Source organism: Stenotrophomonas sp. PS02298, assembly GCF_029959445.1.
Taxonomy (GTDB): domain Bacteria; phylum Pseudomonadota; class Gammaproteobacteria; order Xanthomonadales; family Xanthomonadaceae; genus Stenotrophomonas.
Genome location: NZ_JASCOR010000038.1, coordinates 1 through 14282, shown reverse-complemented (window position 1 = coordinate 14282; position 14282 = coordinate 1). Strand labels below are relative to the sequence as shown.

Genomic DNA, 14282 nt, shown 5'->3' with positions numbered 1-14282 from the left:
TCCCTGTTCTATCAAGACGAGAGATCCGACATGAAGAAGAAGACCCAGCTTGGTTTGGCGATTGCCGGTGCCGTACTGATGGCTTCGATCGGCGTGCCTGCCGCATCTGCTGCCGGAATTGGACCTGCGAAGACAATAGGCTTGAGTTCGTCCACGGTGGACAGCAGCGGTGGCTATCGGTTCGTGGTGAAGTACCGCGCCGGCAGCAGCGAATTGCGTGATGCAGCGACGCTCAACCGTGGCCTTGGCGCAGCGGCGTCGCGCGCCGGCCTGGATCGTGCCGTGGCCAAGACGTCTCGCGCAGCCGCCCAGCCTGCGGTCCAGGCCGCGCTGCTGCGGCGCATGGGAGCGCCGGGCTGGAGTGTGGTCAAGACCTCGCGTGCCCTCAATGCGCAGGAAGCGGCGAACTTCGTCCGTGAGCTCAAGGCAAATCCGGCCGTTGAACGCGCTGACATCGATCGCATGTACCAGCGCATGGTGGATGTCGCCCCGGCAATGGTTCCGACCGACCCCAACTATGCCCAGTACCAGTGGAACTTCTTCAACCCCAGCACCGGTGTGCGAGCACCGCAGGCCTGGGATCTGTCGCAGGGCGAGGGCGTGGTGGTGGCGGTGATCGATACCGGCATCACCCAGGGCAACCCGGACCTGCAGAACAATGTCATTCCCGGCTACGACATGATCAGTGACAAGCGCGTATCGCGCCGCGACAGTGACGGGCGTGTTGCCGGTGGTTGGGATATCGGTGACTGGGTGGAAGCCAACTACTGCACCGGCTGGGCAACCGGTGGCTCGCACGCGGCCGATGTCAGTTCCTGGCATGGCAGTCACGTCTCCGGCACCATCGCCCAGGAGACCAACAACGGCAGGGGCCTGGCCGGCCTGGCCTACAAAGCCAAGGTGATGCCGATACGCGTGCTGGGTTCCTGCGGTGGTTTCGGCAGTGATATCGCTGACGGTATTGTCTGGGCCGCAGGCGGCGAGGTGCCGGGGCTGCCGCTCAACACCAATCCTGCCGAAGTCATCAACATGAGCCTGGGCAGCGTATCGCCCGCGACCTGCCCGAGCGAGTACCAGGAAGCCATCGATCTGGCCAACAGCAAGGGCGCAATCGTGGTGGTCGCGGCAGGCAACGACAATGCCAACGCCGCCAGCTACACCATGTCCTCCTGCAACAACGTGATCAGTGTCGGTGCCACCGGCATCACTGGTGCGCGTGCCTACTACTCCAACTACGGTGCACGCGTGGATCTGTCGGCGCCGGGCGGTGGCGGTTCGGTCGACGGCAACCCGAACGGCTACATCTGGCAGGTGATGAACGGCGGCGAGAAGGGACCGGAGCCGAGCAACTGGATCCTCGGCGGCATGGGCGGTACCTCGATGGCATCGCCGCATGTGGCCGCTGCGGTGGCAATGGTGCAGAGCGTGGTCGACACGCCGCTGACCCTGAACCAGATGCGTGACCTGCTGAAGACGACCGCTACGCCGTTCCCGGTGGCGATTCCGGCCAGCACCCCGATCGGGGCCGGCATCCTCAACATCAACGCCGCGCTGGTAAAGGCGACCACGCCGCCGTGTGATCCCAACGTGGAGCAATGTGGTCCGGACGCGACACCCTTGGTCAACAAGGTTGCCGTGACTGGCATTGCCGGCAGCAGCGGCAGTGAAACGGTCTACAGCTTCCAGGCCGAGGCCGGCAAGGTGCTGACCTTCATGACCTACGGTGGCAGCGGCGACGTATCGGTGTATGTCCGCTACGAGGCGGTGGCGAGCAGCAGCGAATTCGACGCCAAATCGACCCGCGGCGGTAACAGCGAAACGGTGCGCATCAACAAGCCGCAGGCTGGCACCTACTACGTCACCCTGGTTGGGGCGAGCTCGTATAGCGGTGTGAGTCTGGTTGCCCGTCAGTAATTCTGACTACTACACGACCTTGGAGCCCCGGCGTTGCCGGGGCTCTTTTTAACTGTAATGCCGGTTCATGTGCACGACCTTGGGGTGCGAACTGCTAAAGTTCGGCCAACTCAGGAGGATTGCGTGAACGCGGTAGCCCACGACGCCCAACTTGCGCCATCACCTGCCGACCGCATCGTCACCGAACTGCTGGCGCAGGGTCGGCTGAAGGACGCTGACCTGCAGCGCGCACGCCAGCTGCAGCGTGAATCCGGTGGCGACCTGCTGGTGTTGCTTGCACGGCTGGGGCTGGTGTCCGAGCGCGACCATGCTGAAGCCTGTGCCAAGGTACTGGAGCTGCGGCTGCTTGCCGCCCGCGACCTGCCCGAACAGCCGCCTGAGCTGGTGGAAGGCGTGGAGCCGGTGCCGCTGCGCTTCCTCAAGCAGTTCCTGGTGCTGCCGCTGGGTGAGCAACGTGGCCGCATCCTGTTGTGGATGGCTGATCCCCAGGATGGCTACGCGATCGATGCGATCCGCCTGGCTACCGGTTGCGAGGTTGCTCCGGTGGTTGGCGTGCGCAGCGAAGTGGATGAGCTGATCGAGCGCTGGTATGGGCAGGGCCGTACCGCGATGGGGACGATCCTGGAAACCACCGATGGTGAGCTCGCGCCGCTGGACGATATCGAGCACCTGCGCGACCTCGCCTCCGAGGCGCCGGTGATCCGCCTGGTCAACCTGCTGATCCAGCGTGCGGTGGAACTGCGCGCGTCGGACATCCACGTCGAGCCGTTCGAGAATCGGCTGAAGGTGCGTTACCGCGTCGATGGCGTGCTGGTCGATGGCGAAAGCCCGCCAGTCAACCTCACCGCGGCGGTGATCAGCCGCATCAAGATCATGGCCAAGCTCAATATCGCCGAGCGTCGCCTGCCGCAGGATGGTCGCATCATGTTGCGGGTACAGGGCAAGGAACTGGACCTGCGCGTGAGCACCATGCCTACCGCACACGGCGAGAGCGTGGTGATGCGCCTGCTCGACCGCGAGGCGGTGGTGTTTGATTTCCAGCGGCTGGGTTTCAGTGAGGATTTCCTGCCGCAGTTCCGCAAGGTGCTGGAGCAGCCACACGGCATCCTGCTGGTCACCGGCCCTACCGGCTCAGGCAAGACCACCACGCTGTACACCGCGCTCAACCAGCTCAACACCGACAAGGTCAAGATCATCACCGTCGAAGACCCGGTGGAATACCAGCTGGAGGGAATCAACCAGATCCAGGCCAAGCCGCAGATCGGGCTGGATTTCGCCAATGCCCTGCGCAGCATCGTGCGCCAGGACCCGGACATCATCATGATCGGCGAAATGCGCGATCTGGAAACCGCGCGCATCGCGATCCAGTCGGCGCTGACCGGCCACCTGGTGCTGTCCACCCTGCATACCAACAACGCCGCCGGTGGCATCACCCGCTTGCTGGACATGGGGGTGGAGGACTACCTGCTCACTTCCACCATCAACGGCATCCTCGCCCAACGTCTGGTACGCAGGTTGGAGCCGACCCACGCGCTGCGTTACCGCGCGTCGGAAGAAGAGATCGAGCGCTTCGGCCTGCGCCGCTTCCAGCCGCAGGGCGACATCCATCTCTACCGCGCGCAGCCATCGGCGCTGGCGCCGACTGGCTACCTGGGGCGCACCACCATCGTCGAGTTCCTGGTGATGGATGATGCGTTGCGCAATGCGGTGATGCGCAAGGCCGGCATGGGTGAGATCGAACAGATCGCACGCAAGGCGGGCATGCGCACCATGTGCGAAGACGGCATCGGCAAGGCACTGCGTGGCGAAACCACGCTGGAGGAAGTGCTGCGGGTGACGGAGGACGCATGAGCCATCGCATTCATCCGGGGCGGCGCAGCTGATGCCGCGTTACCGTTACAAAGCGTTGGATACCCGCGGCGATCTGCTCGAAGGGCAGATGGATGCGGCCAGCGAAGGCGAGGTGATCGCACGCCTGCAGGAGCAGGGCCACCTGCCGGTGGAAGCCAAGCCGGCGACCGGCTCGGCGTTCGAAGGCGGCAGCTGGAGGCGCTGGCGGCACCGCCCGTTCGCCGGAGCCACCCTGGTCCAGTTCACCCAGCAGCTGGCGACGTTGTTGGGCGCCGGGCAGCCCTTGGACCGCGCCTTGTCGATCCTGACGGAAACACCCGAAGACCAGCGCTCGCAACGGGTGATCGCGGACATTCGCGATAGCGTACGCGGCGGTGCACCACTGTCGCAGGCGCTGGAGCGGCAGCATGGCCTGTTCTCGCGGCTGTACGTGAACATGGTGCGCGCCGGCGAGGCGGGCGGCAGCCTGCACGAAACCTTGCAACGGCTTGCCGATTATCTGGAGCGCAGCCAGGAGTTGAAGGGAAGGGTGATCAACGCCCTGATCTATCCGTCGATCCTGTTGTTGGTGGTGGGCCTGGCGCTGCTGTTCCTGCTCGGCTATGTGGTGCCGCAGTTTTCGCTGATGTACCAAAGCCTCGATGTGACCTTGCCGTGGTTTACCCGCGCGGTGCTGGAGGTCGGTCTGCTGGTGCGCCAGGGCTGGTTCGTCTTCATCGTGGTGCCGGCGTTGCTGTTGCTGTGGGTGGAGCGCAAGCGGCGCGATCCGGTATTCCGTCTGGGCTTTGATACCTGGCTGTTGAAGCGGCCGATGATTGGCGGATTGGTTGCCAAGCTGGAGAGCGCACGGCTTGCGCGCACGCTTGGCACCTTGCTGCGCAATGGCGTGCCATTGCTTGCAGGGCTGGGTATTGCCCGCAACGTGCTCGGCAACCGTGCCTTGGTCGCTGATGTGAGCGAGGCCGCCGATGCAGTAAAGAACGGTGCCGGGCTGGCTTCGTCACTGGGGCGCAATGGCCGTTTTCCGCGCCTGGCCCTGCAGATGATCCAGGTTGGCGAGGAGTCCGGCACGCTGGAAAGCATGCTGCTCAAGACCGCCGATACCTTTGAGCAGGAAAGCGCCCGCGCCATCGACCGCATGCTGGCGGCGTTGGTGCCGGTAATCACCTTGTTGTTGGCGTCGGTGGTGGGCGTGGTCATCATCGCGGTGCTGGTACCGCTGTATGACCTCACCAATGCCATCGGTTGATCCCTGTTTTCGTAGAAGGATGAAGAAATGAGGCGAACCCTGAAACAACCCATGTCACGCGCACGACAGGCCGGCATGAGCTTGTTGGAAATCATCATCGTCATCGTGCTGATTGGCGCGGTGCTGACCCTGGTCGGCAGCCGTGTGCTGGGCGGCGCGGACCGTGGCAAGGCCAACCTTGGCAAGACCCAGATCCAGACGCTGGCCAGCAAGGTGGAGAACTACAAGCTCGATACCGGCCGCTTGCCGAGCAAGCTGGAGGATCTGTCCACGCAGCCTGCAGGTGTGGCGGGTTGGTTGGGCCCGTATTCCAAACCGGCCGAGTTCAATGATCCGTGGGGCAATCCGGTGCAGTACCGGGTGCCGGGTGAAGGTCGTCCGTTCGATCTGATCAGCCTGGGCGCCGACGGCCAGCCCGGCGGCGAAAGCTACAACGCCGACATCCGCTACGAATAAGCCTTGATGGTCGCGTCGCGTCCTCCGCTCCCGTTTGCCGCCGTGCGTGCCGTAGCTGTACGGCGCGGTGCAATGCGCGGCATGTCGCTGCTGGAGATGGTGCTGGTGCTGGCACTGGTGGCTGCGTTGGCCTTGATGGCGGCAATGGCGATGAGTGGTGGCCTGGATGGCATGCGTCTGCGCTCGGCCGGCAAGGCCTTGGCAGCCGAACTGCGCTACACCCGGACCCGCGCCATCAGTACCGGTGTCGTCCAGCAATTGCAGATCAACCCGGGCAGCCGTAGCTGGCAGGGGACGGATGGTCATCATGGTGAATTGCCGCAGGCACTGACGGTCAGCTTCACTGGCGCAGGTCAATTGCAGACGCGCAGGCACGAAGGTGTCATACGTTTCTTTGAGGATGGCGCGTCCAGCGGTGGCCGTATCGAATTGCGTTCAGGCGACGCGGTATGGCGTATTGATGTGGCGTGGATCACCGGCGAGGTCAAGGCCGGGCCGGTGCGCGAGGGCGCCGGATGAAGCGCCAACGCGGCTATTCGTTGATTGAAGTGATCGTCGCCTTCGCCCTGTTGGCGTTGGCGATGAGCTTGCTGCTGGGCAGCCTGTCCGGCGCCGCGCGGCAGGTCAGCATGGCCGATGGTTATGGGCGCGCTGCCTTGCACGCGCAATCGTTGCTTGCGGTGGCCGGGGTTGAGGCGCCGTTGAGCGCTGGCCGCCAGCAGGGCGAATGGGAACAGGGCCGCTATCACTGGAACCTGCAGGTTTCTCCCTACGTCGAGCCACGCCAGCAGCAGGCGCGGTTGTGGCTGTTGGAGCTGCAGGTGCGCTGGGGTGACAGCGCACAGGAGCAACTGCGTTGGCGTACCCTGCGCCTGCGCGGCAATCCGGCGCTGGAGGCGACGCCATGAAGCACCCGCTGCGCGCACGCGGCTTCACCCTGATCGAGGTGCTGTTGGCCACCGTGCTGCTGGCAGCCGGCATGGCACTGGCATTGGCCGCGGTGCGTTCAACCCTGGCCATCAGCAGCCGTGGCGAGGCGGTAGCCAGTGGCAATGAACGCATGCGTGCGGTCGAGGGATTCCTGCGCAGGCGCCTGGTCTCGGCGATGCCGCTGCCAATGCAGCGCGATGCGCTGAACGGCAGTGCCAAGGTGTTCACCGGTACGCCGCAGCAGCTGCGCTTTGTCGCCAATGTACCAAATTATCTGGGACGCGGTGGGCCCTATCTGCACACGCTCGAGGTCAGCGGCAACGGTGACAAGCAGGAGCTGCGGATCGGTCTGACCCTGCTGCAGAACGGCGAGCTGCTGGAGGAAAACCCGCCGCGTGGCAGTGAGTTGCTGGCCGACGATCTGAAACAGGTGAAGCTGCGCTATCGCGGCATCGATACGAATACCGGCGCGATGGGCCGCTGGCAGGACAGCTGGGACTCGCCTGGGCGCATGCCGGCGCTGGTCTCCATCGACATCACCCCGGCACGTGGTCCAGCGTGGCCGCCGCTGGTCGTCGCGTTGCCGCAGTACGGCGTTGCCGGGAGCTGGCGATGAGGGTGCGCGGAGCAGCCTTGGTGCTGGTGCTGTGGGTGGTGGCGCTGTTGACCACGGTCATAGCGGCATTTGCGCTGACGGCTCGGGTCGAGCACCTGCAGGGCCGGGTGACCGGGGACCTCGCCGGAGGCGAGCAGGTTGCCCATGCCGGCATCGATTACGCGCTGTCGCGGATGCGCGCCACGCCCACCCAGCCCAGCTGGCACGCCGACGGGCGCCCCTATCGCTGGCAGTTTGATGGACATGTGGTGGAGCTGCGTGTCGTTGATGAAAGCGGCAAGGTCGATCTGAACAAGGCCGATCTGAACCTGCTGCAGGGCCTGCTGCGTGCGCTGGGGATGGCACCTGACAAGGCCACGCGCCTGGCCGGCGCCATTGTCGATTGGCGTGACGTCGATTCGCTGCTGCAGGCCTCCGGCGGCGCGGAAACCGCGGATTATCAGGCTGCTGGCCTGCCTTATGGTGCCAGGAATGCGCCGTTTGACAGTATCAGCGAGCTGCAGCGCGTGCTGGGCATGGAGCCCGCACTTTTTGCACAGCTGGCACCGTTGGTGACCGTGTACGGTAGTGACAGGCCAAGCGCACGTTTCGCAGCGGCACCGGTGCTGACCGCGATGGGCTTGGATGCGGCGTTGACCATCGCCCAGCGTGAGCGTGCAGACGGCGGTGCGGGGATGGGCGAAACTGCACCCATGGGAGGCGACAGCGGCACTTATAGTGTCGAAAGCAAGGTGCAGCTGGTGGCCGAGCGGCAAGCGGTGACCCGCGCCGTGGTCCGTCTTAATCCCGGTGGTATGGCCGGTGCGCCGTATACGGTGCTGCAGTGGGAACAGGGAGCGATGTCTAGATGACGGGGTTGCGTGAACGACTGGGGCAGGCAAGCGCTCGCATCTTGCCCGGTGCCGGTGGCTTCTGGGCGTGGTGGACACGGGCATTGCTGTCGTGGCTGCCGGCACGTTGGCGGGCCTTGCTCGGCGTATCCGATGCGCGCTTGCTGCTGGAGCTGGTGGACGGACAGCTGACCGTATCGCTGCTGCAGAGCGGCCAGCGGCAGTTGCTGCAGGCGTTGCCCGCTGGCGTGTCACCTACTGCGGTGGAAGCAGACTTGCCGCCGCGGGTTGCGGGTCTGCCGCGCTTCGGGTTGTTGTCGGCCAGCGCGGCACTGCGCAAGCCGCTGCGCATGCCGGCCGCGGCAGAAGCGCGCCTGCGTGAAGTGCTGGGCTTCGAGATTGACCGGCAGACCCCCTTCAGTGCTGCACAGGTGTATTACGACGTGCGCCTGTTGCAGCGTCGCGATGACGGTCAATTGGACACCGAGCTGGTGGTCGCGCCGCGGCCACTGGTGGATGCGTTGCTGGGCCCGGGCGAGGCATGGCGGCAGCAACTGGATGGCGTGGATGCGGTCGATGCGCAGGGTGAGCCCTTGGGGGTGAACCTGCTGCCGCTGGCGCTTCGTCGGCAGCGCAACGATCCGATGCGTCGGCTCAACCGGCTGTTGCTGATCGCCGGTACGGTGATGGTGGTGCTTGCTGCGTGGCAGTTGCTGGACAACCGGCGCGCCGCCGCCACGCGGCTTGCGGTGCAGGTGGATGCTGCCGCAGTGCGCGCGCGTGCGGTGGCAGCGCAGCGGCAGCAGCTGCAGGATCTGGTGGATGGCCAGCAGTTCTTCACCGCGCAGCGCACCCAGCAGCCATCGGCCACCGCGATCATCAACGAGCTCAGTCAACGGCTGGGTGATGACACCTCGCTGGAGAAACTCTCGATCGAAGGCGGGCGCATGCAGCTGATCGGCATGAGCAGCAGTGCGTCATCGCTGGTCGCCAAGCTGGAAGGCTCCACGTTGTGGAAGACGCCGTCACTGACCGGTGTGTTGCAGGCCGGCCAAGGCACCGCGCGCGAACGTTTCACCTTGACCGCGGAACTGCGCGGCCCCAACCAGGAGGCTGCCAATGGCAACGCACCGCGCGCGCCGTGACCGCTGGTTGGCACTTTGCCTGCTGCTGGCCGTACTGGGCCTGATCTACTTGCTGTTGGTGCAGCCCTTGTGGGTCCGCCCGATGCTGGCGGTCGAAGCGGAAATCCATGGTTTGCAGGAACGCCAGCAGCGCATCGGCATGCAGCTGCGGCAGGCCCCGCAGGTCGCGCAACGGCTGCAGCAGGCACAGCAGACACTGGTCGATCAACCCGGCTTCATGGCGGAAAGCTCCGCGGAGCTGGCGACCTCCAAACTGGTGCAACGGCTTGAGGAAGCGGCACGTCTGGCCAGCCCGGACCAGCGTAGCTGTGCAATCAGCGATCGCTCACCATTGCCAGCCGATAGCAGCGGTCGCTTCCCGCGGGTGGCAGTGCAGGCGCGGCTGCGGTGTGGCATGAGCGAATGGATGAACGTGTTGCAGACGCTGGAAACCGGCACGCCGCAGTTGCGCGTGGACCGGTTGGACATCCTGTCCGCAGGCATGGGCGAAGGTGGTGGCGGCCTGGATGTCAGTTTCGAGCTCAGCGGCTACCTGCGCCCGGGCGTGGTCACGCCAGCGACGGAGGTTGCCAATGGGCAATGACGCAGTGGGTCTACGCACCTGGTTGCTGGCTGCATTCGCTGGTTGGGCGCTGCTGGTGTGGGCAGCCTGCCTGTTCGGCCTCGGTAGCAGGATCGGCAACAGCAACGGAGCGCTGGAAGTGCCGGCCTTGCCGGCGGTTCCGCAGGCGACGGAGCTGGTGGTTGCCGACAATGCCGAAGCCTTGAACCGGCCGCTGTTTGCCAGCGATCGGCGGCCGCATCCGTTCTTCATCGGTGAAGCCGGCGAGCCGACCGCCGCCAGTGTGCGTTTGACCGGTGTGTTGATGACGCCGGGCCTGGACATGGCCACACTGACCACAGAGCAGGGCAAGTCGCTGCGTCTTCGCCTGGGCGGTGAGGTGCAGGACGGTTGGCAGCTGTTGTCGCTGCAGCCGCGCGGCGCAGTGGTCAGCGGGCCAGCGGGTACGCTGAATCTGGAGCTGCAGGTATTCAGCGGCGGGCCAACACCGCCGGCGGAAGGCGGCATGGCGCCTGTGCCCGGCAGTACCCCCCCGGTTGCCCAACCCATTGTCGCTCCCGTAGCGCCGCCGTCAGCCGAAGCGGTTACGCCGTCGGCGGACCAGATCAGGGCAATCCGCGAACGCATCCAGGCCCGCCGCAGGCAGGCACAACAGAATCAGAACGGCAGCCCTGGCAGCCAGAACCCGTAGAGTGAGCGCATGACTTCACGCATAGTTGCAGCCAGTTTGCTGATAGGTGCCTTGAGCGGCTGCGTCACCACGCCCGCGCCCGACATTCGCCGTAGTGCCGCGCCGGATGTACGCACGCCGGGGCCCGGCGAGGCGGCACATACCAATCCATTGAGTATCGAAGAAGCGCCCAAGCCCGATGACAACCAGGGCCGAGCGGTGATCCGGCGTGGCAATGGCACGGTGATCAACCGCGCGGCTGCCTCGGCACCGGCACCCGCCCTGACCGCCGCTGGCAACGGCACGGCGGTGTTCAACTTCGAGGGCGAGTCGGTACAGGCGGTCACCAAGGCCATCCTCGGCGACATGCTCGGCCAGAACTACGTCATTGCCCCGACCGTGCAGGGCACGGTAACCCTGGCCACGCCCAAGCCGGTGTCGCCGGCACAGGCGCTGAACCTGCTGGAGATGGTGCTGGGCTGGAACAACGCCCGCCTGATCTACAGCGGTGGCCGCTACAACGTGGTGCCGGCCGACCAGTCGCTGGCGGGCACGGTCGCACCGAGCACCGCACCGGCCTCGGCCGCGCGCGGCTATGAAGTTCGGGTGGTGCCGCTGCAGTACATCTCGGCCAGCGAGATGAAGAAGGTGCTGGAACCTTATGCGCGGCCCAACGCGATTGTCGGCGTCGACGGCTCCCGCAACGTGATCACCTTGGGCGGCACCCGCACCGAACTGGAAAACTATCTGCGCACGGTCGAGATCTTCGACGTCGATTGGCTGTCGGGCATGTCGGTGGGCGTGTTCCCGATCCAGTCCGGACGCGCCTCACAGGTGGCCAGTGACCTTGAGAAGGTGTTTGGCGAAGCCAGCAAGACACCCAGCGCCGGTATGTTCCGTTTCATGCCGCTGGACAACGCCAATGCGGTGCTGGTCATCACTCCGCAGGCGCGCTACCTGGACCAGATCCAGCAGTGGCTGGATCGCATCGACAGTGCCGGTGGCAGCGCCCGCCTGTTCTCCTATGAACTGAAATACATCAAGGCCAAGGATCTGGCGGACCGCTTGGCCGAAGTGTTTGGTGCTGGCAGTGGCTCGCGTGGGGGGCAGAGTGGTGCCGCTTCGCTGGCACCGGGCGCCAGTGCAGTCAGTCTGCAAGGCGGCACCGTCGATCCATCGGCCAGCGCCGACGACAACCTCGGTGACGGCGGAGGTTCGTTGGGCAAAAGCGATGGCGCAGGCGGTGGTAGCGGCAGCAGTGGCATGGGCGAGGGCATGGCCTTGCCGCAGCGCAGCTCGGGCAATGGCAGCGTGACCCTGGAAGTGGAAGGCGACCGCGTCGGTGTTTCCGCCGTCGAGGAAACCAATACCTTGTTGGTGCGCAGCACACCGCAGGCATGGCGTTCGATCCGCGAAGTGGTCGAAAAGCTCGACGTGATGCCGATGCAGGTACATATCGAGGCGCAGGTGGCCGAGGTTGCCTTGAGCGGTGACCTGAGCTACGGCGTCAATTGGTACTTCGAGCAGGCGGTGAACACGCCGGTTGCCGACGGCGGTGCCGGCCTGCCGTCAGCCCTCGGGCGCGGTATCTGGGGTGATATCGCCGGCTCGTTGATTCCCGGTGACGGCAAAGGCGGCGGCGGGCTGAGCTGGACCTTCCTTGGCAAGAACGCCGCCGCGGTGATCACCGCGCTGGATCAGGTAACCGATGTACGCCTGCTGCAGACACCATCGCTGTTCGTGCGCAACAACGCGGTGGCCACGTTGAATGTGGGCAGCAAGATTCCGGTGTATTCGGTGTCGGTGTCAGGCATCAGCGACAACCAGTACGCGCAGGTGCAGTACCTGGAAACCGGCACGATCCTCAAGGTGCGTCCACGTGTCACCCGCGATGGCATGGTGTTCCTGGACATCGTGCAGGAAGTCAGCTCGCCCGAAGGTGAGCCTGATGACAACGGCAACGTACGCATCAATACCCGCCGCATGAAGACCGAAGCGGCGGTCAATGCCGGTGACACGGTGATGCTGGCCGGCCTGATCGAGGACAGTGCCACCAAGGGCTCATCCGGCTTGCCCGGTTTGAGCCGACTACCGGTGATCGGTGGCCTGTTCGGTCGCAAGACCCAAAGCAGCCGACGCAGCGAAGTGATCGTGCTGCTGACCCCGACCATCGTTCGCAATCCGCAGGAAGCGCGCAATCTCACCGACGAGTACGGCAGCAAATTCCGTGCGCTGGATCCGATCAACGCCCCGAAGGGGCGCTGAGCATGGCGCTGCCGGTCATCCTGCTGCCGGTGGGCGTGGACGATGCGGCGCTTGATGCCTGCTTGGCGGCATTGGAGAAGCACACACCGGCCGGAACGCCGGTGTGGTTGGCCGACGATGGCCAGAGCGGCCCCCGCGGCCAGGTGGTGATCGAACACTGGCTCGCCAGCACCCACCTGCAGGCCGAGTACACGCGCCGTCCGCGGCCGATCGGCGAGGCGGCGCATCTGGACGAGATGCTGAAGGCCTGTGGCGATGCGGATGTCGCCGTGCTGGCGCCCGATGCGTTGCCGACTGCGGGTTGGTTGCAGCAACTCAGCGACTGTCTGGCGCGTGATGCCTCCATCGCCACCGCCACGCCGTGGAGCAACGCCGGCGAAGCCGTGTCGTGGCCACGTGCCGGCGAACTCAATCCATTGCCTGCCGATCCGGCGCGGCTGCTGCAGGCCCTGGCGGCGATGCCCTTGCTGCAGCCCGAGCTGCCCTCGGCAGTCACCCACGCGGTGCTGATCCGCGGTAGCGCGCGTCGCCGTGCCGGTGGACTGGATATCCACAGCTACGGCTCGTGGTACGCCGCGCTGGTAGACCTGAGCCTGCGCATGAGTGGCTTGGGTTGGCGCAATGTGCTGTGTGACAACGCCTTTGTTGGCCGCCACAGCGAAGGTCGGCCGGCCGAAGGCGACATGGAGGTGCTGGCCAATCGCTGGCCGGTGTGGACCGCGCGGCTGGCCGCATTCCTGATGAACGACCCGCTTCATGCCCACCGCCAGCAACTGCAGCAGTTGTGCGAGCAGGCGATAATGCCGCAAGCCCAGCCCGACCTGTTCGATGCCTGTGGTTCCCTTCCAGGCACGGAGCCGGTGTGAGCGATTCGATTGCGGTGGTGGTGGTCAGTTACCAGAGTGCGAGCACCTTGGATGAGAGCCTGCAGCGTCTGCGTGCCGCCGCTGACATTGCCGAGATCCGCGTGGTCGACAACGAATCGCGTGATGGTTCACTGGCGATCGCACAGCGCCATGCGCTGGCCGACAGCCGCGTGCGCTTCATCGCCAATCCTGACAATCCCGGCTTTGCCACCGCCTGCAACCAGGGCGCAAGCGAATGCCATTCGCCGTGGCTGGCCTTCGTCAATCCGGATCTGATGGTTGAGCCGCAGACCCTGGCGCGTTTGCGCGATCTTGGCCGGCCATTGGGCGATTGCCTGCTCGGCGTGGAGCAGGTGGACGAGGACGGCGCCGCCGATCCAGCGGTACGCCGCCGCGACCCGGACTTCGCCGCGATGCTGCGCAACCCTGGCGCGGGCTCGCGGCTGGCGGTGCAGGTGGACCATTCGGCAGCGTTGCAGCAGGTGCAGGCCTTGTCGGGTGCGCTGTTGCTGATGCCGCGTGGCTTGTTCGACCGACTGCACGGTTGGGACGCTGGCTACCGGCTGCATGCCGAAGACCTGGATCTATGCCGGCGCGCACGCCAGGCCGGCGCGGTGGTGGCCATCGCCAATGATCTGAAGGTGCTGCATGTGCGCGGCGTATCCAGCCGTTCGCGGCCGTTCTTCGTGGAGTGGCACAAGCATCGCGGCCTGTGGCGTTACTTCCGCAAATTCGAAGCCAGCCAGCGCAGCCTGCCGGTGAGGGCAGGGGTGTGGTGTGCGATCTGGGCGCATGCGGCGTTGCAGGTGCCGCGGTTGTTGCTGAAGTAAGTTCGGATCTGGGGTGTTGCGGCGTTCAAAGCACCCCTCCCCAGCCCTCCCCTTGGCTGCGCCAAAGGGAGGGGGCAGAAGCGTGCATTGCTCCCTCC

Annotated in this window: 14 protein-coding genes; all 14 read left to right on the top strand. The window is 65.4% G+C overall.

Annotation, left to right across the window (positions count from 1 at the left end):
* The first annotated feature begins 30 nt into the window (after positions 1-30).
* The 14 genes from QMX78_RS08015 to QMX78_RS07950 all read left to right on the top strand — a co-directional run bounded on the left by QMX78_RS08015 (position 31) and on the right by QMX78_RS07950 (position 14184).
* Positions 31-1914: a S8 family serine peptidase gene (locus QMX78_RS08015; protein WP_282268246.1), complete on the top strand. Its 1884-nt coding sequence runs from the start codon at positions 31-33 to the stop codon at positions 1912-1914.
* A 123-nt stretch (positions 1915-2037) separates the two neighbouring features.
* Positions 2038-3765, top strand: a complete 1728-nt coding sequence (gene gspE / locus QMX78_RS08010) for a type II secretion system ATPase GspE (RefSeq protein ID WP_282268244.1) — start codon at positions 2038-2040, stop codon at positions 3763-3765.
* Positions 3766-3796: 31 nt separating this feature from the next.
* A complete protein-coding gene (locus tag QMX78_RS08005) occupies positions 3797-5014 on the top strand; it encodes a type II secretion system F family protein (RefSeq protein WP_282268243.1) in 1218 nt (405 codons plus the stop codon).
* Positions 5015-5041: 27 nt separating this feature from the next.
* Complete coding sequence (gene gspG / locus QMX78_RS08000) at positions 5042-5470, top strand: type II secretion system major pseudopilin GspG (RefSeq protein ID WP_282268242.1); 429 nt, start codon at positions 5042-5044, stop codon at positions 5468-5470.
* Between the two features lie 72 nt (positions 5471-5542).
* Positions 5543-5989, top strand: a complete 447-nt coding sequence (locus QMX78_RS07995; RefSeq protein ID WP_282268254.1) for a GspH/FimT family pseudopilin — start codon at positions 5543-5545, stop codon at positions 5987-5989.
* Positions 5986-6378 (top strand): prepilin-type N-terminal cleavage/methylation domain-containing protein, encoded by a 393-nt coding sequence (locus tag QMX78_RS07990; RefSeq protein ID WP_282268241.1) that lies wholly within the window; start codon positions 5986-5988, stop codon positions 6376-6378. Before QMX78_RS07995 ends, QMX78_RS07990 begins: the two co-directional genes overlap by 4 nt.
* A complete protein-coding gene (locus QMX78_RS07985) occupies positions 6375-7016 on the top strand; it encodes a prepilin-type N-terminal cleavage/methylation domain-containing protein (RefSeq protein WP_282268240.1) in 642 nt (213 codons plus the stop codon). The genes QMX78_RS07990 and QMX78_RS07985 overlap by 4 nt, the downstream gene beginning before the upstream one ends.
* Positions 7013-7867, top strand: coding sequence for a type II secretion system protein GspK (locus tag QMX78_RS07980; RefSeq protein ID WP_282268239.1), 855 nt, complete (start codon positions 7013-7015; stop codon positions 7865-7867). Before QMX78_RS07985 ends, QMX78_RS07980 begins: the two co-directional genes overlap by 4 nt.
* Entirely contained in the window at positions 7864-8991 is a 1128-nt protein-coding gene (locus QMX78_RS07975) for a PilN domain-containing protein (protein ID WP_282268238.1), read from the top strand. Before QMX78_RS07980 ends, QMX78_RS07975 begins: the two co-directional genes overlap by 4 nt.
* Positions 8966-9574 carry a type II secretion system protein GspM gene (gene gspM, locus QMX78_RS07970; protein ID WP_282268236.1) on the top strand — a complete coding sequence of 203 codons (609 nt, stop codon included), beginning with the start codon at positions 8966-8968 and terminating at the stop codon, positions 9572-9574. The genes QMX78_RS07975 and gspM overlap by 26 nt, the downstream gene beginning before the upstream one ends.
* A complete protein-coding gene (locus QMX78_RS07965) occupies positions 9564-10244 on the top strand; it encodes a general secretion pathway protein GspN (RefSeq protein ID WP_282268234.1) in 681 nt (226 codons plus the stop codon). The genes gspM and QMX78_RS07965 overlap by 11 nt, the downstream gene beginning before the upstream one ends.
* A gap of 9 nt (positions 10245-10253) precedes the next feature.
* Entirely contained in the window at positions 10254-12488 is a 2235-nt protein-coding gene (gspD, locus tag QMX78_RS07960; RefSeq protein ID WP_282268232.1) for a type II secretion system secretin GspD, read from the top strand.
* On the top strand, positions 12485-13354 hold the full coding sequence (locus QMX78_RS07955; protein ID WP_282268252.1) for a glycosyltransferase: 870 nt from the start codon (positions 12485-12487) through the stop codon (positions 13352-13354). Before gspD ends, QMX78_RS07955 begins: the two co-directional genes overlap by 4 nt.
* Complete coding sequence (locus QMX78_RS07950) at positions 13351-14184, top strand: glycosyltransferase family 2 protein (RefSeq protein WP_282268231.1); 834 nt, start codon at positions 13351-13353, stop codon at positions 14182-14184. The genes QMX78_RS07955 and QMX78_RS07950 overlap by 4 nt, the downstream gene beginning before the upstream one ends.
* Positions 14185-14282: the final 98 nt, after the last annotated feature.